This is a genomic window from Corallincola holothuriorum, assembly GCF_003336225.1.
Classification (GTDB): Bacteria; Pseudomonadota; Gammaproteobacteria; order Enterobacterales; family Neiellaceae; genus Corallincola; species Corallincola holothuriorum.
This window is the reverse complement of sequence record NZ_QPID01000001.1, coordinates 536,621-557,014: the sequence shown is the minus strand read 5'-3', so window position 1 is coordinate 557,014 and position 20,394 is coordinate 536,621. Positions and strand designations below refer to the sequence as shown.

General features: G+C 47.5%; 20 protein-coding genes. 15 read left to right on the top strand and 5 right to left on the bottom strand.

All coding sequences use genetic code 11. The features are described from left to right. Nucleotides 1-30 precede the first annotated feature (30 nt). From DU002_RS02340 to ubiG, 3 genes are read right to left on the bottom strand one after another with little or no spacing between them, the layout of a single operon-like run. Entirely contained in the window at nt 31-1,170 is a 1,140-nt protein-coding gene (locus DU002_RS02340) for an FAD-dependent monooxygenase (protein ID WP_114336729.1), read from the bottom strand. 11 nt (nt 1,171-1,181) lie between these two features. Beyond that, nucleotides 1,182-1,853, bottom strand: a complete 672-nt coding sequence (locus tag DU002_RS02335) for an HAD-IA family hydrolase (protein ID WP_114336728.1) — start codon at nt 1,851-1,853, stop codon at nt 1,182-1,184. Between the two features lie 5 nt (nt 1,854-1,858). Then, nucleotides 1,859-2,569: a bifunctional 2-polyprenyl-6-hydroxyphenol methylase/3-demethylubiquinol 3-O-methyltransferase UbiG gene (gene ubiG / locus DU002_RS02330; RefSeq protein ID WP_114336727.1), complete on the bottom strand. Its 711-nt coding sequence runs from the start codon at nt 2,567-2,569 to the stop codon at nt 1,859-1,861. A gap of 168 nt (nt 2,570-2,737) precedes the next feature. Here ubiG and gyrA point away from each other — a divergent pair, with 168 nt between their 5' ends. The 10 genes from gyrA to pyrF all read left to right on the top strand — a co-directional run bounded on the left by gyrA (nt 2,738) and on the right by pyrF (nt 14,275). After that, nucleotides 2,738-5,362: a DNA topoisomerase (ATP-hydrolyzing) subunit A gene (gene gyrA, locus DU002_RS02325; RefSeq protein WP_114336726.1), complete on the top strand. Its 2,625-nt coding sequence runs from the start codon at nt 2,738-2,740 to the stop codon at nt 5,360-5,362. Nucleotides 5,363-5,380: 18 nt separating this feature from the next. Beyond that, nucleotides 5,381-6,469, top strand: a complete 1,089-nt coding sequence (gene serC / locus DU002_RS02320; protein WP_114336725.1) for a 3-phosphoserine/phosphohydroxythreonine transaminase — start codon at nt 5,381-5,383, stop codon at nt 6,467-6,469. Between the two features lie 38 nt (nt 6,470-6,507). Continuing rightward, entirely contained in the window at nt 6,508-7,611 is a 1,104-nt protein-coding gene (gene hisC / locus DU002_RS02315) for a histidinol-phosphate transaminase (protein ID WP_114336724.1), read from the top strand. A gap of 21 nt (nt 7,612-7,632) precedes the next feature. Then, nucleotides 7,633-8,916 (top strand): 3-phosphoshikimate 1-carboxyvinyltransferase, encoded by a 1,284-nt coding sequence (gene aroA, locus DU002_RS02310; protein WP_114336723.1) that lies wholly within the window; start codon nt 7,633-7,635, stop codon nt 8,914-8,916. 212 nt (nt 8,917-9,128) lie between these two features. Next, the gene (cmk, locus tag DU002_RS02305; protein WP_114336722.1) at nt 9,129-9,827 is read left to right on the top strand and encodes a (d)CMP kinase; all 699 of its coding nucleotides are present in this window, start codon (nt 9,129-9,131) and stop codon (nt 9,825-9,827) included. 104 nt (nt 9,828-9,931) lie between these two features. Then, entirely contained in the window at nt 9,932-11,611 is a 1,680-nt protein-coding gene (rpsA, locus tag DU002_RS02300) for a 30S ribosomal protein S1 (RefSeq protein WP_114336866.1), read from the top strand. A gap of 93 nt (nt 11,612-11,704) precedes the next feature. After that, the gene (gene ihfB / locus DU002_RS02295) at nt 11,705-11,998 is read left to right on the top strand and encodes an integration host factor subunit beta (protein WP_114336721.1); all 294 of its coding nucleotides are present in this window, start codon (nt 11,705-11,707) and stop codon (nt 11,996-11,998) included. Nucleotides 11,999-12,098: 100 nt separating this feature from the next. After that, the gene (locus tag DU002_RS02290) at nt 12,099-12,389 is read left to right on the top strand and encodes a lipopolysaccharide assembly protein LapA domain-containing protein (protein ID WP_199405141.1); all 291 of its coding nucleotides are present in this window, start codon (nt 12,099-12,101) and stop codon (nt 12,387-12,389) included. Then, nucleotides 12,389-13,555 carry a lipopolysaccharide assembly protein LapB gene (lapB, locus tag DU002_RS02285; protein ID WP_114336719.1) on the top strand — a complete coding sequence of 389 codons (1,167 nt, stop codon included), beginning with the start codon at nt 12,389-12,391 and terminating at the stop codon, nt 13,553-13,555. The genes DU002_RS02290 and lapB overlap by 1 nt, the downstream gene beginning before the upstream one ends. Nucleotides 13,556-13,576: 21 nt before the next feature. Continuing rightward, nucleotides 13,577-14,275 (top strand): orotidine-5'-phosphate decarboxylase, encoded by a 699-nt coding sequence (gene pyrF / locus DU002_RS02280; protein ID WP_114336718.1) that lies wholly within the window; start codon nt 13,577-13,579, stop codon nt 14,273-14,275. 87 nt (nt 14,276-14,362) lie between these two features. Here pyrF and rrtA read toward each other — a convergent pair whose 3' ends face one another. Continuing rightward, the gene (rrtA, locus tag DU002_RS02275) at nt 14,363-14,974 is read right to left on the bottom strand and encodes a rhombosortase (RefSeq protein WP_114336717.1); all 612 of its coding nucleotides are present in this window, start codon (nt 14,972-14,974) and stop codon (nt 14,363-14,365) included. 642 nt (nt 14,975-15,616) lie between these two features. Between rrtA and DU002_RS02270 the strand changes: the two genes are divergently transcribed. Next, entirely contained in the window at nt 15,617-15,985 is a 369-nt protein-coding gene (locus tag DU002_RS02270; RefSeq protein WP_130565535.1) for a hypothetical protein, read from the top strand. 50 nt (nt 15,986-16,035) lie between these two features. On the opposite strand, the gene queC is transcribed toward DU002_RS02270, so the two are convergent. After that, a complete protein-coding gene (gene queC / locus DU002_RS02265) occupies nt 16,036-16,695 on the bottom strand; it encodes a 7-cyano-7-deazaguanine synthase QueC (RefSeq protein WP_114336715.1) in 660 nt (219 codons plus the stop codon). Nucleotides 16,696-16,783: 88 nt separating this feature from the next. Between queC and queE the strand changes: the two genes are divergently transcribed. From queE to DU002_RS02245, 4 genes are all read left to right on the top strand, one after another. Next, entirely contained in the window at nt 16,784-17,464 is a 681-nt protein-coding gene (gene queE / locus DU002_RS02260; protein ID WP_114336865.1) for a 7-carboxy-7-deazaguanine synthase QueE, read from the top strand. Nucleotides 17,465-17,567: 103 nt separating this feature from the next. Beyond that, nucleotides 17,568-17,873, top strand: coding sequence for a monooxygenase (locus DU002_RS02255; protein WP_114336714.1), 306 nt, complete (start codon nt 17,568-17,570; stop codon nt 17,871-17,873). Nucleotides 17,874-18,023: 150 nt separating this feature from the next. Further along, nucleotides 18,024-20,087: a S9 family peptidase gene (locus DU002_RS02250; protein WP_114336713.1), complete on the top strand. Its 2,064-nt coding sequence runs from the start codon at nt 18,024-18,026 to the stop codon at nt 20,085-20,087. Nucleotides 20,088-20,102: 15 nt separating this feature from the next. Beyond that, nucleotides 20,103-20,315, top strand: coding sequence for a DUF3820 family protein (locus DU002_RS02245; RefSeq protein ID WP_267896986.1), 213 nt, complete (start codon nt 20,103-20,105; stop codon nt 20,313-20,315). The last annotated feature ends 79 nt before the right edge of the window (nt 20,316-20,394 follow it).

The window sequence follows — 20,394 nt, the reverse complement described above, 5'->3', positions numbered from 1 at the left end:
AGATGCTGATTTGTAAAGGTAAGAGGAATTCTAGAGCACTTTGGTTAGAGGATCGTCTTGTAGCAAACGTTGCCACCCAATCATGTTTGCAGGGCCTTTGCTTCTGAGCATCATATTGCGTATTAACCTGCCAGGAAAAAAACGCCCCTTATTTGCTAGCTTTATGATCCTATTCGATTCGTTGACTACCCATTGTACTCGTTTTTCTCTGTGTTGCTGGTAACGAGGAAGGGCTTGTATATACGGATACCGACTTAATAGTCGTGCCAAAATAATGGTGTCTTCAAGTGTTAACCCGACGCCTTGTTGCAGACTCGGTGGACAACCGTGTAGGGCGTCCCCAACGAGTACAATGTTGCCGTGATAAAATTGCGTCCCGGTAGTGCTCTCTAATCGACCACTGATAAGGGCGTCACTATCAATTGCTTGGGTTAGAGCGTCAATGACACAGGGCTCGTAGCGTTTGAATCTTTTCAGCAACTCGATCTTCGGCGCAGTTAACAGTCGTTTTTTTTTGTCCTGGCTTTGAGCGTAGCAATAGAATTTGTTGTTCCCAAGTGGATAGAACATGAAGGCATCGTCTTTGCCTATCAGGTATCGAGGGTGTTGTGGAACGTCTTTGAGTTCAGTAATAAAGCGCCAACAACTCACCCCCAGATCTGCGATTGGCTCCTCGCCGAAGGCAAGCGTTCTAACCTTCGAGTGGATCCCGTCGGCACCAATGATAAGGTCGAAAAATTGGCTGTATCCATCACTGAATTCGACGAGTGTTCCTTCTTGGGTATGCTCTAATCGTTGTGGCGCGCAGTTGAATCTGATGGGCTCTATGCCGTCTGCAAGAATATCGACAAGCGCATCCCGTCGCAGGGCAACGAAAGGCTGTTCATCAAAAGGTGAGCTGGTCAGGCTGCCTTTCGTTAATGTACGCCCATTGGCTTTGGCATATTCAATCTCAGTGACTTGATGAGCGGCATCTAACACTTTGTGCTTTAAGCCAATAGATTGAAGTCCAGCCATGGCATTTGCAGGTAGACAGATCCCTGCGCCGCTCGCCGACAAGCTTGCCGATCTCTCAACTAATGTGGCATCTAGGCCGCGTTGGCGTAGCGCGCGGTAGAGCGATAGACCGGCAATGCCAGCACCGACGATGAGAATGCTTTGTTTAACCATGAGCGTGTTACTTAAATACCTTGCAGGTTTTCGAGCAGCCAGAGGCTTAGCTCATCAGGGTGGGACACACTAATATCTGCTTGCCAAGTTTCAGGTGTGTCATGTTCAGCAATATAGCCGTAAGCGGCGAGCATTGTTGTCATCCCTGCGCGCCTTCCAGCTTCAATATCTCGTTCTGCATCCCCAACATAGATACAGCTATTCGCGGCGACACCGAGCAACTCTGCAGCGTGAAATAAGGGCGCAGGGTCGGGCTTTCTGACTGGCAATGTATCACCACTGATAATACAACGAGCGGATGAGAATTCGCTAAAATCAGCTAAAAGCGGATCGGTTAACCAACCAGGCTTATTCGTTACCACCCCCCACGGAATATGCTTGGCGTCGAGCTCTGCCAAGATCTCTGCAACGCCATCAAACAGATTAGTGTGCTCGCAGATATTTGCGCTGTAGTAATCCAATAAGCTTTGCCTTAATTCGGCGAAAAAAGTGGCGTCTATGTTTTTTCCAAAACCGAGGTCAATGAGCCCTTTTGCGCCGTGAGAGGCGACAGGGCGGATAAGTTCGAGTGGCAGCGTGGATAGATTCTCTTTAACCAGTAAATGATTTAACGCTGCGCCAAGATCCGGTGCTGTATCTAGCAAGGTGCCGTCAAGATCAAATAATACGCCTTCGACATTCATCTGATTCATTCCTCGCGAGTACAATACAGCATGTAATTAACGTCCACGTTTGGCTTTAATTTAAACGTTTGCAGAAGTGGGTTGTAGTGGATCCCAGTCATCTGTTTTGGAGATAACCCTGCATGCTCGGCATAGCTGACGAGATCGGCTGGGCGAATGAATTTATCGAATTCGTGGGTACCTTTGGGTAGCAATTTCAGCACATACTCTGCGCCGACAATGGCTAACAACCAGGCTTTTGCTGTTTTGTTGAGTGTTGAAAAAAATATCTGACCGCCAGGTTTTACCATGCTAGCACAGGCGGCGATCGTTGCTGCTGGGTCAGGAACGTGTTCCAGCATCTCCATGCAGGTCACAACGTCATAGGTGTTTTGGTGTTGCTCTGCGTGCTGTTCGGCGGTTTGCTGCTGATAGTTCAGGGCTGTACCTGTTTCCAATGCATGCAGGCGGGCAACAGAAAGAGGAGCTTCACCCATGTCGATGCCGGTAACGTCGGCGCCACTGCGAGCCATACTCTCTGCGAGAATACCGCCGCCACAACCGACATCGAGAATACGTTTGCCGAATAAGCCACCGACACTGTCGGCGACAAATTTTAGCCGTACAGGATTCATTCGATGTAATGGTTTGAACTCGCCTTGCTCGTCCCACCACTTATGTGCAAGAGCTTCAAATTTCGCAATTTCTTTCGGATCGACATTCATTGTGGTTGTCATTTATTGTGCAAATCCTCGGCAATTTCGTGACTGCCGATTATACGCAGGTTAAAAGTGTGCGCCAGCGTCATTCGTGAGCGCTGACGAGGCCATTAAAACGTGCTAGCATGCCGCGGCAAAATACCATAACTAGAAACTTCAGTATCCGTGTAGGGAACTAGACCTTTTATGAGCGAACTCGCAAAAGAGATCACCCCGATTAACATCGAGGAGGAGCTGAAAAGCTCGTACCTTGATTATGCGATGAGCGTTATCGTGGGGCGCGCACTACCTGATGTCAGGGATGGCTTGAAACCGGTTCACCGTCGTGTTTTATTCGCGATGAATGAACTAAAGAACGATTTTAACAAGCCGTATAAAAAATCAGCCCGTGTCGTTGGTGACGTCATCGGTAAATATCACCCCCACGGCGATTCGGCGGTGTATGACACCATTGTTCGAATGGCACAGCCATTCTCTCTTCGTTACACATTGGTTGATGGCCAGGGTAACTTTGGCTCTATTGACGGCGACTCTGCCGCAGCCATGCGTTATACCGAAGTCCGTATGTCAAAGATCGCCCACTCTTTGTTGGCCGATCTTGAAAAGGAAACCGTTGACTACGTACCTAACTATGATGGTACAGAGCAGATCCCTGCGGTTATGCCGACACGGGTGCCAAACCTATTGGTTAATGGTAGCTCTGGTATCGCTGTTGGTATGGCTACCAATATTCCACCTCATAACCTGAATGAAGTGATCGACGGTTGCTTGGCAATGATCGATAAGCCGGAAATTACGGTTGATGAGCTGCTGGAGTATATTCCTGGTCCTGATTTCCCTACCGCAGCTCAGATTAACGGCCGGAGAGGCATCGAAGAAGCTTATCGCACGGGCCGCGGTAAGATCTATTTGCGAGCAAAACACGATATAGAGACAGACGAAAAGAATGGCAAAGAGTCCATTATCGTCACTGAAATCCCCTATATGGTGAACAAAGCAAGGCTGATCGAGAAGATCGCTGAGCTGGTGAAAGATAAAAAGATCGAAGGCATTACCGCGCTGCGTGATGAGTCGGATAAAGACGGCATGCGTATCGTGATTGAACTGCGTAAGGGTGAAGTGAGTGAGGTTGTGATTAACAACCTTTATGCGCAGACTCAATTGCAGAACGTGTTTGGTATCAACATGGTTGCCCTCGACCATGGCCAGCCACGTTTGATGACGCTGGTTGATATGTTGTCAGCGTTCATTAATCACCGCCGTGAAGTAGTGACTCGTCGTACCGTTTTTGAACTACGTAAAGCCCGTGAACGAGCACACATTCTCGAAGGTTTGGCCATCGCGCTGTCAAACGTCGATCCCGTTATTGAGTTGATCAAAAACTCTGCAAATCCAGCGGAAGCAAAAGCTGGCTTGATCGCACAGGGTTGGGCGTTAGGTGATGTTGCCCAGATGCTGGAACGCGCAGGTGTTGATGCTGCTCGTCCAGAATGGCTAGAGCCTGAGTTTGGCATCCGTGAAGGTAAATATTTCCTTACAGAGCAACAAGCACAAGCGATCCTTGACTTGCGTTTGCACAAGTTAACCGGTCTTGAGCACGAAAAAATTCTTGATGAATATAAAGAGCTGCTCGAGTTAATCGCTGAACTTCTATATATCCTTGCTAATCCAGCACGTTTGATGGAAGTGATCCGTGAGGAATTGGAAGCGATCAAGGACGAGTTCGGTGATGAGCGTCGGACTGAGATCACGGCCGCATCTGCTGAGATCAACCTTGAAGATTTGATCACGCAAGAGGATGTGGTGGTGACACTGTCACATCAGGGTTACGTGAAGTATCAAATTCTATCTGACTACGAAGCCCAGCGCCGTGGCGGTAAGGGTAAAGCCGCGACCAAAATGAAGGAAGAAGACTTCATTGAACGTTTATTGGTTGCCAATACCCACGATACCATTTTGTGTTTCTCCAGCGCCGGTAAAGTGTACTGGTTGAAGGTGTATCAGCTGCCATTGGCTAGCCGTACGGCGCGTGGTCGTCCGATCGTGAACCTACTTCCGCTGGACGAAGACGAGCGGATTACTGCAATCCTGCCGGTGAAAGAGTACGAAGAGGGGCTCAATATCTTCTTCGCAACAGCATCGGGCCGAGTGAAGAAAACGCCGCTTACGGCATTCTCCCGTCCATTGGCCAGCGGTATTCGAGCCATTAATCTGGATGAAGGCAACACCTTGGTGGGGGTCGACATTACAGATGGTAGCAATGAAGTCATGCTGTTTACTGATGGCGGTAAGGTGGTTCGATTTGACGAAGAGCATGTTCGTGCCATGGGCAGAACAGCCGCCGGGGTCAAAGGGATCACGTTGAAGCCTGGTCAAAAGGTTATCTCGCTGATTATCCCTCGTGGGGAAGGGCAGATCCTTACGGTGACAGAAAATGGCTTTGGTAAGCGTACCTCTGAGCTGGAGTACCCGACCAAAGGACGTGGTACGCAAGGGGTTGTTTCAATCAAAGTCAGTGATCGTAATGGCTCTGTCGTTGGCGCTGTACAGGTCGATGAAAACGAAGAGATCATGTTGATCACCGATGCTGGTACCCTTGTTCGTACCCGAGTATCAGAAGTGAGCAGTGTTGGCCGAAATACTCAAGGTGTTCGCCTGATCCGAACATCGGAAAATGAACATGTTGTTGGTTTGCAGCGGATTGATGAAGTTGAAACTGACGAACTCATTGATGGTGAATTGATTGAAGATGGTGACGGTGACGCAGTGTCAGCTGAATCTGATGCATCAGAAACCAACACCGACGAGTAATCAGGTAAAGAAATACCTATGACACAAGCAGTGTTTAATTTCTGCGCGGGGCCGGCAATGTTGCCGGCCTCTGTTATGAAGCAGGCCCAAGCAGAGATGCTTGATTGGCAGGGGCAAGGTGTCTCTGTCATGGAAATGAGTCACCGCTCAAAGCCTTATATGCAGATGGCGGCAGAGGCCGAGCAGGACCTCAGAGATTTGATGGCGATACCGTCAAATTACAAAGTGCTGTTCTTGCATGGTGGTGGGCGAGGTCAATTTGCTGGCATACCACTTAACCTAAGTCGTTCGGCTGATTCAGCGGACTACCTGCTTTCGGGGCAGTGGTCTCGAGGCGCGTTGGCGGAAGGGGAAAAGTACCTTCACTGTAAGGTCGCCGGTGAGCCGAACCTTATTGATGGCAAGGTTGCGCTGCCCCCACAGTCGGCATTGAATATCAACCCAGACGCCGCTTATTTCCATTATTGTCCCAATGAAACCATTGAAGGGGTGGAGTTTTCTTATATTCCTGATGCTGGCCATGTGCCGGTAGTGGCGGATATGTCGTCAACCATCCTCTCCCAACCGCTAGACGTTAGTCGTTTTGGGGTGATTTATGCCGGTGCACAGAAAAACATCGGGCCTAGTGGATTGTCCGTCGTAATTGTTCGTGAGGATCTTATTGGCAATGCACGGCAGGAAACACCATCGATCCTTGATTATGGCTTGGCCGTTAAACATGATTCTATGTATAACACACCACCTACCTACGCCTGGTATCTTGCAGGCTTAGTGTTTAAATGGCTTAAGTCCAATGGCGGTTTAACAGAAATGGCCAAGGTCAATCGGGCCAAGGCTGATACCCTGTACCGGTTTATCGATGGCAGTGATTTTTACCGAAATAATGTCGATGACAACTGCCGCAGCAAAATGAATGTTCCATTTCAGTTAGCCGATGATAATCTGGATAGTAAGTTTCTCGAACTCTCTGATGCGGCTGGGTTAAAAGCGCTTAAGGGTCATCGTATTGTCGGTGGTATGCGTGCCAGTATCTATAACGCGATGCCGTTAAGTGGCGTTCAGGCATTAGTCGACTTCATGGCGGATTTTGAGAAAAAATTCGGTTAATAGATAGGTTTCTATCTCTGATAAAAAGGAAGCGTGGCGTGAGCTGTGATTTGATTGCCTTAGCAAATGCTGGGATCCGTGGATTACATCCTTATCAGGCGGGTAAGCCAGTTAGCGAGTTGGAACGAGAGCTCGGTATCTCAAATGTAGTGAAGCTTGCGTCAAACGAGAACCCTTTGGGGATCAGTGACAAGGTGAAACAGGCGCTGGTTAGTGAGTTTACTGAGCTGAGCAGATACCCTGATGCCAATGGCTTTTATCTGAAAGAGAAGCTGGCGAGTCGTCTCGGCGTAGAATCGGCACAGATTACCCTGGGCAATGGTTCTAATGATGTGCTGGAGCTGATCGCACGTACCTTTGTATCCGCCGAACATGAAGTGATGTTTGCAGAACACGCTTTTGTTGTATATCCCCTAGTGACGCAAGCAATAGGGGCTAAACCCTGTGTTGTGCCGGCTAAAGCATATGGACACGATCTAGATGCAATGGCAGCGGCGATTAGCGACAAGACCAAAATGATCTTTATCGCTAACCCTAATAATCCGACAGGTACTTTCCTCACGAAAGAGAGCCTGAAAGCATTCATTGCCGCTGTACCAAAAGATGTCATTGTGGTGTTGGACGAAGCCTACGATGAGTATGTTGATGCCAGTGATCGTGCTAACAGTGTTGAATGGTTAAATGATTACCCCAACCTTGTGGTTACGCGTACCTTTTCAAAGGCATATGGATTAGCTGGTCTGCGTGTTGGTTACAGTGTCAGTTGTGCAGATATGGCTGGCCTGTTAAATCGACTACGTCAGCCGTTTAATGTTAATTCACTGGCATTGAAAGCCGCAGAAATAGCGCTAGATGATAACGAGTTTCTACACGAGTCTGTTTCTGTTAACCGCCAAGGGATGACTCAACTGACTGATTTTTTTCGTCAGCAGCAGATAAATTTTATCCCATCATGGGGCAATTTTGTTACTTTTGATACCGGTAGAAATGGCTCTGATGTCTATGATGCATTGCTGCATCAAGGGGTGATAGTGCGTCCAATTGGTGGGTATGGCTTACCAAATCATCTCCGCGTAAGTATCGGCACTTCAGAAGAAAATAACCGTTTTATCGACGCACTGACATCAGTGCTTTCTTTGTAAGCTTTGATATAGATGAACTCAATGGAACAACTGACACTTCAACCTATTCAGCGGGTTAATGGCACCGTCAATTTACCCGGCTCAAAAAGCGTTTCAAATCGTGCGCTACTGCTAGCAGCGTTAGCTGAAGGCGAGACGATATTAACCAATTTGCTCGATAGCGATGATATTCGCCATATGCTTAATGCATTGAAAGCCTTGGGCGTCAGCTATCAGCTTTCCGATGATAAGACCGAATGCACAGTGCAAGGGCTTGGCCGTGCGTTTAACGCGTCTGAGTCTTTAGAGCTGTTTTTAGGCAATGCGGGTACTGCGATGCGGCCATTATGCGCGGCTCTCTGTTTGGGTGCAGGCGAGTTCGTGCTGACCGGCGAACCGCGTATGGAAGAGCGCCCAATCGGTGCTTTAGTCGATGCTTTGGTGCAAGCAGGCGCTAATGTTGAATACTTAAAAAATGCTGATTATCCACCTCTGAAGATTTATGGAACCGGGTTGTCTGGTGGCACAGTATCTATTGATGGCAGCGTGTCCAGTCAGTTTTTGACCGCTTTCCTGATGGCCGCACCAATGGCTGGTGGCGACACTGAAATTGTGATTAGTGGTGAACTGGTATCCAAACCTTACATCGATATTACGCTACATATCATGGAGCAATTCGGAGTCAGTGTAGAAAATATCGATTATCAGAAGTTCATCATCAAGGGTAATCAAACCTACAAAGCACCAGGCCGCTTTATGGTTGAGGGCGATGCGTCGTCTGCGTCCTATTTCTTGGCTGCAGCTGCCATTAAGGGCGGCGAGATTAAAGTGACTGGCATTGGTCGTAACAGCATTCAAGGCGATATCCATTTTGCTGATGTGCTTGAAGCTATGGGCGCCCAAATAGAGTGGGGTGATGAATATATCATTTCTCGTGTGGGCGAACTAAAGGCGGTGGATATGGATATGAACCATATTCCAGATGCGGCAATGACTATTGCTACAGCGGCTTTGTTTGCTGAGGGCACAACGGCAATTCGTAACGTATATAACTGGCGCGTTAAGGAAACTGACCGTTTATCCGCGATGGCGACAGAGCTGCGTAAAGTGGGGGCTGAAGTGGAAGAGGGAGAAGATTACATTGTGATCCAACCACCAGCCAAGCTATCTCATGCGGCGATCGATACTTATAATGATCACCGTATGGCGATGTGTTTTTCGTTAGTCGCATTAAGTGATACTCCCGTGACTATTAATGACCCTAAGTGCACATCGAAAACTTTTCCTGACTATTTTGAGCGTTTGGCATCGTTAAGCGAGCTATAATAGGACTGAAGATTAAGAAGGGACCCGTTGCGGTCCCTTTTTTATTCCTAGCAATGTGATGTGACGCTTTCGTCCGACGGTTTTTATCGTTGAACTGCATTTTACCTTTAATACTTTCTCACTATAATAGGCGCGCTTTATAGGGGGAGAGCTGTAAACACGTCATCTGCTCACCCTAATGTACTGATTTTTATTAGAATACCGGAGTTTTTATGCCTTCAGGCGCACCAGTGATCACTATTGATGGTCCCAGCGGTTCAGGGAAAGGGACACTCGCTCAGCGATTGGCGCAGCAACTGGGCTGGCATCTGCTTGATAGTGGCGCTATTTATCGTGTGTTGGCATTAGCTTCCTTGCACCATGGTGTGGATATCGAGAATGAAGATGCACTGGTGCCTTTGGCCGCGCATTTAGATGTGCAGTTTGTGTCAGACGAGAACACCAAGAAAATCCAAGTAATTCTGGAAGGCGAAGAGGTCAGTAAAAGCATCCGTACCGAAGAGTGCGGTGCTGTTGCATCAAAGATCGCTGCATTCCCTCGGGTGCGTGAGGCATTACTTCGACGACAAAGGGGGTTTAAGGCGCTACCCGGTCTAGTGGCTGATGGCCGTGATATGGGAACGGTGGTTTTTCAGGACGCCCCAGTGAAGCTATTCTTAACCGCAAGCGCCGAGGACCGGGCTAACCGCCGTTATCTGCAGTTGCAAAGCGCTGGCCATGATGCTAACCTCGCGCAAATTTTAGCCGATGTCCAAGCTCGTGATGAACGCGACACTAATCGGAGCGTAGCTCCGTTGGTTCCAGCGGAAGACGCATTGGTCATCGACAGCAGTAAAATGTCAATCGATGAGGTTGAAGCAACCGCATTTGATTACATATATGGAAAATTATCGCCGACAGCTTCCGCCTAACTAGGTGAAAGTTGCGGTTCTTCGTTGCTAAGGATGGTAACGAATAACGTTAACTACCCCGCACAGAAGGAAGCTGCGTGGATGAGTATGGTTTAAAATCAAACATGACTGAATCTTTTGCTCAATTATTCGAAGAAAGCTTACAGACAATCGAAACCCGCCCGGGTGCCATCGTTAAAGGTACTGTAATCTCTGTTACTAAAGAAGCTGTGTTGGTTGACGCAGGTCTTAAGTCAGAAGCAGTTATTCCTGCTGAACAGTTCAAAAACGCTGAAGGCGTTGTTGAAGTTCAAGTGGGTGACCAGGTTGATGTTGCACTAGACGCTGTTGAAGACGGCTTCGGTGAGACTATTCTGTCTCGCGAGAAAGCTAAGCGTCATGAAGCGTGGATCGTTCTGGAACGCGCCTTCGAAGAAGCAGAAACTGTAATCGGTATCATGACGGGTAAAGTGAAGGGTGGCTTCACTGTTGACCTTAATGGTATCCGTGCGTTCTTGCCAGGTTCTTTGGTTGACGTTCGTCCAGTACGCGACACTGCGCACTTGGAAGGTAAAGAACTCGAATTCAAAGTAATCAAGCTAGATCAAAAGCGTAACAACGTTGTTGTTTCTCGTCGTGCAGTTATTGAAACTGAGAACAGCGTTGAACGTGATCAGCTGCTTGAGTCTCTGCAGGAAGGCCTGGAAGTTAAAGGTATCGTTAAGAACCTGACTGACTACGGTGCATTCGTAGACTTAGGTGGCGTTGACGGCCTGTTGCATATCACTGACATGGCTTGGAAGCGCGTTAAGCACCCAAGTGAAATCGTAAATGTTGGTGATGAGATCCTAGTTAAAATCCTTAAGTTCGACCGTGAGCGCACTCGCGTATCACTTGGTCTGAAACAGCTGGGTGAAGATCCATGGGTAGCTATCGCTGGTCGTTACCCTGAAGGCACTCGCGTAAGCGGTGTTGTGACCAACCTGACTGACTACGGTTGTTTCGTAGAGATCGAAGAAGGTGTTGAAGGTCTGGTACACGTTTCTGAAATGGATTGGACTAACAAAAACATCCACCCAAGCAAGGTTGTTAACCTGGGTGATGCTGTTGACGTTATGGTTCTTGATATCGATGAAGATCGTCGTCGTATCTCTCTGGGTCTTAAGCAGTGTAAAGCTAACCCATGGGAAGAGTTCGCTAGCAACCATGCTAAAGGCGATGAAGTTAGCGGTAAGATCAAGTCAATCACTGACTTCGGTATCTTTATCGGCTTGGACGGCGGCATTGATGGTCTGGTTCACTTGTCAGACATCAGCTGGAATGGTCAAGGCGAAGACGCAGTACGTGAGTTCAAGAAGGGCGACGAAGTTAACGCCGTTGTTCTGCAGGTCGATCCTGAGCGTGAGCGTATCAGCTTGGGCGTGAAGCAGTTGAACGAAGATCCTTTCAATAATTATCTGAATGATAACAAGAAAGGTGCTATCGTTAATGGTAAGGTTACTGCAGTTGACGCCAAAGGCGCGACTGTTGAGTTGTCCTCTAGCGTAGAAGGTTATATCCGCGCTTCAGATATCTCTCGTGACCGCGTTGAAGACGCTTCTACCGTATTGAGCGTTGGCGATGATGTTGAAGCCAAGTTCATGGGTATCGATCGTAAGAACCGTGTAGTTAGCTTGTCTATCCGTGCGAAAGATGAAGCAGACGAAAAGACTGCGATTGAAGACTTGAATGCTCAGCCTACTGAAACTGCTGGTTTCAGCAGTGCCATGGCAGAAGCTTTCAAGAATGCGAAAGGCGATGCATAAGCCATCCTTTTGAAAAAAGGGCCGCTTATGCGGCCCTTTTTTTTTAACTGCCGAATAGCTTATCGGCCCTTAAGTCAAACGGTGATGATTGTTATGACAAAGTCAGATCTGATTGAGCGACTTGCCACCACGCAGACGCACTTGTCTGCCAAAGAGGTTGAGTCGGCGATTAAAGAGATACTCGAACAGATGGCTGCAACCCTTGAAGAAGGTGAGCGGATCGAAATTCGTGGTTTTGGCAGTTTCTCACTGCACTACCGTGCTCCGCGGGTGGGGCGTAACCCTAAAACCGGAGATTCGGTAACACTGTCAGGAAAGTCTGTCCCACATTTTAAGCCGGGTAAAGAACTTCGTGACCGAGTGAATGACGCATTTGTAAGCGGCTGATAGTCAATGATAAAAAAACGGTATGCTTAGGTATGCCGTTTTTTTATGTCATAATACCGGGCGTGCGTTAGGTTTTGGAATTGCGCTTGGAGGCCCATTCGTGAAACTTGTCATCTACCTACTATTATGGGCACTTATATTTGTCCTCTGTGTCTTAATCGGCGCCAGGAACGGTCAATTAGTTGAGTTCAATTACCTCATCGCGATGGGTGAGTATCAATTAGCGACGCTGTTAGGTGTCTTTTTAGTGCTTGGGTTTTGTATCGGCGCATTTACGCTGTTTCTTTTCAATCTCCGCACTCGGATCAAGTTGCGCTTCGTTAGTAGTGAAAGAGATAAATTGAAGAAGAAACTGGAGAATTCGATTCACTCCAAAGGCGAATCGATCTAATGAGCGAGTTGCTTTTTCTTCTGCTGCCTATCGCAGTCGCTTACGGTTGGTATATGGGCCGACGAAGCGGAGACCAGGAGTTAAAGGACACTAGCTTAAAGCTGTCTGAAAAATATGTTGCCGGTCTAAATTACCTATTCTCAGATCAATCAGATAAAGCCGTTGACCTCTTTATTGACATGATTAAGGTGGATAGTGAAACCATTGATACACACCTGGCGTTAGCAAGCCTGTTTCGAAAGCGTGGTGAGGTCGACCGCGCTATTCGTCTTCATCAAAACCTTATTGCACGCCCCAGCTTACCCATAGAGCAACGCGATTTTGCGATGTTTGAACTTGGCCATGATTATCTGGTTGCGGGTCTTTTCGATCGAGCTGAAACGATTTTTATTGAGCTACTCGAGCATGAAGGCTACCAACTCAAGTCTGCTGAACAACTTCTGCATATCTATGAATATACCAAGGACTGGGAAAAGGCCGTTGCAGTGGTTGAATCATATAAGCTGCAACAAAAAGCAAAAATTGCCACATCATTGGCACATTACTATTGCGAGTTGGCGGAACCCTTATTAGCGCGTGGGGACAATGATGGACTCAAGCTTATTAACCAAGCGCTTAAAGCTGATAATGCCTGTATTCGAGCTTACCTACTTAAAGCATCAGTACTTATTGAAAAGGGCGACCGTAAAGGGGCTCTGAAATGCTACCAAGAGATCCCTAATCAGGACGTTGATTTCTGCAGTGAAATCGTTGCTGCGGTGGAAGACCTATATCAAGGGCATAGAGACCCTAAAGGGTTTGAACATTTCCTCCGTGACCTGTTACAGCTTGGCGCCGGCGTATCCATTCTGATTAAGCTTGCGCAGCGGGTTGCTATAACCGATGGTGATGATGCGGCAGAAGCATTAGTTAGGCAAGAGTTGGTGCGTCATCCGACCATGAAAGGCTTTTGTCATCTGATGCACTATCATATCAACTCAGCCGAATCATCAAAGGCACGTTCAAGCCTGAAGTCGTTGCAAGAGCTGGTATCTACGCAGATCCGTATAAAACCAAAATATCGCTGTTGTAATTGTGGTTTTTCCAGCGGGAGCTTGCTTTGGCAGTGCCCATCATGTAAAAGCTGGGGCCGTATTAAGCCTATCCGCGGTTTGGATGGCGAGTAACTCAAGTAGATAGGAGCCCCCATGCAAGATCCAAAAGTCATCGTCGCCCTTGATTATCCAACTCAAGACGCCGCACTTGCTTTTGTTGACCGAATTGATCCATCTCTATGCCGCTTGAAAGTAGGCAAAGAGATGTTCACCTTGTATGGGCCTGAATACGTAAAGGCGTTACAAAGCCGTGGCTTTGATGTGTTTCTTGATCTTAAGTTTCATGACATACCAAATACTGTTGCTCGTGCTGTTGCCGCTTCAGCAGAGTTAGGCGTGTGGATGGTTAATGTTCATGCCAGTGGTGGGCGGCAGATGATGGTTAAGGCTGCTGAAGCGTTAACCAGCTTCGGCAGTGAACGTCCAAAGCTGATCGCTGTAACTGTATTGACCAGCATGAGCGCTGATGATCTCCGCGGCATTGGTATTACGATTAGCCCAGCAGAACACGTTATGAATCTCGCTCATTTAACCAAAGACGCAGGCTTAGATGGTGTGGTTTGTTCTGCGCAAGAAGCGACCTCTTTAAAAGCTGCATTGGGTCAGGGGTTTCAATTGGTGACGCCGGGGATACGTCCTGCAGGCGCGGATGCTGGTGATCAGCAGAGGATTATGACGCCTGAACAGGCCATTGTTGCTGGTTCCGATTACTTAGTCATTGGTCGACCGATCACCCAATCTGCGGATCCGCTGCTGACATTGCAACAAATCAATGCTTCATTGCCTAGTTAAACAGTAGGTCTTGCTCTATTGTTCGGCCAATGGCTATCGAGGCGAGCTAAAGCCAGTAAATTTAATCGGCAGCCAATAATGCTCTGATTACTTTTTCAGTCGAATAAGTATTTGAGTTATTAATGCCACCACCACACCGCTCAGCGCCCCCATGAGGTGCCCCTCGATTAAAACTCTGGCACCAATCAGTTCACTGGTGCCAGTATCACCACCGGTTACCTGCTCAAACACTACCTTAATCGTTAATCCAATCAACAAAGCGATATTTGAATAGAGGTGCTTGGGTAACTGGGTTAGTGCAGCCCACGCTAGCAGGCCATGTAAGCTGCCTGATAAGCCAACAAACCATTTAACTTCCGGGACCAGAAGATAAATGGCTAACCCACTGAGCACGGTAATAGATAGCCAAGCCACGAACCCACGAACACTGCTAACGGTTTTGCCAAAAAGCAGGGTAATCGCGACCAGCCCCGCAACATTCATCAATAGGTGATACCCATTGGTGTGGATCATGGCGCCTGAAATGAGGCGATACCAACCTCCTCGCTCAACTGCTTGATGGTTAAAGGCTAGTAATTCCTTAAGCTCAGGGAAGATCAGCCATGTGAATTGGCTGATAAAACATAACCCTATAATTAGCGATATAGGCAAATGCCTTTTGGGCCAATGGCACACAGATCTGATTGGCGCTGGTATCATTTCTTAGTAACCACTTATGTCTCCTAATGAATAGGGTGGCCTGTAGTTGGATTACGAAAGCCAAGTAAAAGGCTATTCTGCTAACAATGATCGCCGATGTCGAGTGAGCGACTGCAATGCGTGATCCAACATGGGGGGGCGACCTTGCTCGCCGGTGCATTGCCGCGTTGACGTTTAAGACGTAAGTACGCCAGATACACGCTGTGTCGACGCTTGCAACATACGAAGCTAAGTTTGAAGGCTAGGCTGCTTAACAACTATATTTTTTGAGTTGTTATTTCTATGAGCGAATTATTTTGTTACTTCGTAGTCATATAGTTAATCCATGGCGCAATGATCAAGAGTTTCAGATAGATGTTAGTGCTGCTGGAAAGCTGAATTAAGCAAAACGAGCTATGGTAGAAGAGCCATTGGCGCGCTATCTTAACGTGCATAAGTCTGTGTCTTGGGTGGTGCTGAAGTTACTTAGGATACATGGCGAGATAGCTCAAACTGTATAGATAGTTGTAGCCGTGTTTGCGGCAGCAGGCGCATTTGCAGGTTTGGTAATAATTTTAATTATTCATATTGACCTTGGTTGGCTTCGTTTATGCCATCAGGTTTAATCCCATCAATAACAAGAGATGCCAGAGGTATAATTAGATGTTAAAGAGAACTGCATTTATGGGCGTGTTGCTTTTCTGTGCTGCGCCGACGTTTGCGGCGGAAGAGCTTGCGCAAGATATGTTGGCTGAAGGGATTAGTAAGTTAATGTATATGAATGACAGCTGTGGCGTCACAATAGAAAAAGAAAAAGTGCAGGAGATCTCCAAGCTTTATCTTTATGCCAACGGCTTTTCAGGTGATCTTCAGGTTGACTGGGAGCAGGTTAAAGCGACAGCAGCTGCAGAGTTTGAGGTGTTGAAGAAAGAAAACCCCAATGGTGAATTGTGTGACAAGTACGCAGAGCAATTTGAGAGTGTTTTGCCGCTGCTTAAGAAACACGACGCCACTGAATTAGATATTGAATAAGTGAGCGTTCCTAGCTGGGGAAAAGCGCCGTTGGGCGCTTTTCCTTGTTACTAGGCTTCGTAAGAGAGCGGATCCTTCAACGCATTTTTTTCAAATGCTTCGAGTCGTTCGACACATGCACCGCATTTGCCACAGGCTCTTTCTCTGCCGTTATAACATGTCCACGTTTTACTATAATCCAGCCCCATTTTCAGGCCATCGGTGAGGATATCTATTTTACTATCGTTTAGATAAGGGCTGCATATTTCGACAACTTCATAGTTGGCAATTTTTGCCACCTCATTCATTTTCAGCACGAATTCTGGCCGACAGTCGGGGTAAATAGCATGATCGCCGGAGTGGGCGCCATAAAAGACCTTGCCCGCTTTTAATGAAACGGCATAACCAACAGCAAGTGACAGCAGGATCATATTGCGGTTGGGTACCACCGTTGACTTCATGCTTTCTTCTTCGTAATGGCCTTCGGCAACTGCAATGTCATCGGTCAGTGAAGATCCGCCAATCAGGCTATTGATGGCACTGATATCAACTACTTTATGGTGAATAGCTAACTCTTTACAGACGCTGGCTGCGACCTCGAGCTCTTTGACATGGCGTTGGCCGTAGTCAAAGCTCAAGGCATAGACATCATAGCCTTGCTTAATCGCTTTATTCAGCACGGTATAAGAGTCCATGCCACCTGAGTATATTACGACGACTTTTTCGTTCATGATGGTTGTTTAATGCTCGCGCTTAACGTATAAATCGCCGGCATTTTACGCGATCTATCTCACATACAACAGGTATTCAATGAAGCAAATCGCCTATCCAGTCAATGAAGTGTTTGAAACCATTCAAGGCGAAGGGGTGTATACCGGCGTTCCGGCAATCTTTGTGCGCTTGCAGGGCTGTCCCGTCGGCTGCTCATGGTGTGACACTAAGCATACCTGGCCGTTAGATGATGACGCCAAAATTGATGTTGTTGATCTGTTAGCAGAGCAGGGTGAAACTGAGTGTTGGAGTGAAATGACCAGTAAGCAGTTGCTGAATTTGTTTGCTGAACAGGGGTATACCGCTAAGCATGTTGTTATTACTGGTGGAGAGCCTTGTGTATACAACTTAAGTGACTTAACTTCCACACTTTTTTCGCGCGGCTATCATTGCCAAATAGAGACTTCAGGGACATTTGAAGTTTTGGTAGATGACAAAACCTGGGTAACGGTTTCGCCTAAAGTGGCGATGAAAGGCGGATATGATGTTTTAGCATCCGCACTACTCAGGGCGAACGAGATTAAACACCCAGTGGCGAAGCAATCACATATTGATGAACTTGATGCATTGTTGGCGCCCATATCAGCGTCGGGTCAACTGTCAGGAAAAACAATCTGCCTACAGCCGATAAGCCAAAAACCTCGCGCCACTGAACTTGCCGTGAGAACATGTATCGCTAGAAATTGGCGCTTGTCGATACAGACCCATAAGTATTTAGGTATTGAGTAGTTCCGCCTGATCAGACGGTCAGTTATATCGGCTTGATATTGCGCATACCAGAAACCTTGCTATTAGCTAAACTCAGCATAGGTATCTTTTGTTTGGCTAACTCATGACAGACGTTATTCTCGAAATCCACTTTCATAGTCGCGGCCCATGGCATCAGCAGCTTGAAGATGCGTGTCGCGGTTTGGCCGAGGAAATAGCGCAAGCGCCTGGTTTGAAATGGAAGATTTGGACCGAAAATCGCGATACACGACTTGCTGGTGGGATCTACCTTTTCGCAAATGAGGCTGATGCAGAAGATTTCCTGCTAGCTCACAGGAAGCGATTAGAGGCGTTGGGAGTGACAGAGTTCGAGTCTCATCTGTATGAGGTGAACGAGCAGCTTTCATTGATCACTCGGGCTCCTTTATAAGCCGTTTATTGTTGGTGATCTCACTCTCCTATCATCGAAACAAATGTTACTAACTATTTCAATTCCTATCGCTTTATTGAACGGCGCAGCTCCGTCCGTTAGTGTGTTTGGCTCATAATCAAAATAATTCCATATTCCAGGGAGACCATTATGCGCTGCTTTGCTGCATTGGTATCGTTTTGTCTGTTAGCACAAAGTCATTTGTTATTCGCTGCGCCTCTTGAAACGTTGCAATTGGAGGATGTGTTTGCCCTAGAATATGCCTCCGATCCACAACTCAGTCGTAGTGGTGAACAAGTTATTTTTGTTCGCAACTTTATGGATATTGAAAAAGACAGGAAACGCAGTAATTTGTGGGTGGCGAATATCGCTAGTGGTGAACTCAGGCCGTTAACGACAGGGTTGTTCAATGATCGGTCCCCGAGACTATCACCAGACGGCAAACGTCTAGCATTTATCTCTAACCGCGGTGGCTCTACTCAGCTTTATATGCGCTGGCAAGACACCGGACAGATCGCTGTGCTAAGCCAGTTACCTGAGGGTCCTACTAATCTCACCTGGTCGCCGGACGGTGCTTCGTTACTATTCACTGCGTTTGTTCCGCGCCAAGAAAAACCGTTAGTGGCATTGCCTGGCAAGCCTAGGACTGCTGATTGGGCGCCACCAGCCAAAGTGGTCTCCTCGACGTTTTACCGATTTGATGGGGCAGGGTACCTACCGGCTGGTAACCAACAAATCTTCATGATGTCCGCCGACGGCGGCTCGGCGATCCAATTAACTCAGGCACAGTACGATCATGATGGTCCACTAGCATTTTCCCCGGATGTTAAAACCATCTATTTCTCTGCTGTTCCAGATGCTGAAAAGGCACCATTAAACAGTGAACTGTTTGCACTGTCTTTGAACAATGGCAAGGTGAAGCCTTTAACCGACCGGGTAGGTCCAGATGCGCATCCAGCGTTGTCTCCTGACGGTAAGTACATCGCTTATGTCGGCTTCGATGACAGGAAAGTGATCTACCAGAATCGCCAACTTTACTTGTTAAATTTAGCGACAGGGAATTCGCGCGTTTTAACTGCAGAGCTGGATAGAAGTGTGGCGGCACCTGTGTGGTCTGACAATGGCAAGCATATCTATTTTCAATATGATGACCAAGGCAACACCTACATAGGCCGTACTGATCGCAACGGCCGCTTTAAGCAGGTGGTTAGCGATGTCGGAGGGCTTTCTTTAGGCCGACCTTATGCTGGTGGCCAGTTCACTGTAAAAGGTCGCCAAATTGCGTTTACGACGACTGACGGGCTTTCCCCTGCCGAAATTGCTATTGTGAACTACCGTGGGGGTAAAGCCAAAAGGATTACCCATTTAAACAAGACACTATTATCCCGCAAGCAGTTAGCGACGATTGAAGAGATCCGCTACCCGTCGTCCGCTGATGGCTTGGAGATACAAGGTTGGATCGCATACCCACCAAACTTCGATGCCACTAAGAAATATCCTTTGATGCTCGAGATCCATGGTGGACCGGTGGCGAATTATGGCGCCCGCTTTGCTGCGGAAATCCAGCTGTTTGCCGCGGCTGGTTACGTGGTTTTGTATGTTAACCCGCGTGGTAGCGACAGTTACGGTGAAGTCTTTGCGAATTATATCCATCACAATTATCCATCTGAGGATTACGATGATCTGATCTCTGGTGTTGATGCCGTTATTGCCAAAGGTTTTGTTGACCCTGAGCAACTCTATGTGACTGGCGGTAGTGGTGGTGGAACGCTGACCGCGTGGATCGTTGGTCATACCGATCGCTTCAAAGCCGCTGTAGTAGCTAAGCCTGTGATCAACTGGTATAGCTTTAGTTTAACGGCAGACGCCTATCCATTTTTTACCCAATACTGGTTTGATTCGTTACCTTGGGACGATATGGAGGCTTATATGAAGCGTTCGCCGATCAGCTATGTTGGAAACGTTAAAACACCCACCATGCTGTTGACCGGGGAATCTGATTACCGCACACCAATTTCTGAAACAGAGCAATACTATCAAGCGTTAAAGCTTGCTGGGGTCGATACCGCAATGGTTAGGATCCCTGGTGCAGGTCATGGGATTGCAGCGCGGCCATCAAATCTCATGAGTAAAGTTGCTCATATCTTGTGGTGGTTTGAACAATATGGTGGGCCTAGCAGCAAACTACTGTCAGATCCGTCGGACGAGGGCTAAACGTTGGATGCCAGTGTGCTAAGAAAGCTAACAGAGATGTCGATGCCATTCGGTAAGTATGCGGGTAGGCCATTGATCGACATACCCGAGCCTTACATGGTTTGGTTGGCAAAGCAGGGCTTTCCGAAAGGAGAGCTAGGCGAATTACTTGCTTTAGTATATGAAGTAAAGCTGGAAGGTTTAGAGGGATTTGTAAAGCGCGCGGTTAAAGACGCGGCACAGTCATAGTGTTTGCAAGCATATAAGCGTGTTGGGGGGAGTTATTTCCCCCGCTGTGAGGATTCCTTTTTAGCTCAAAAATCGGTAT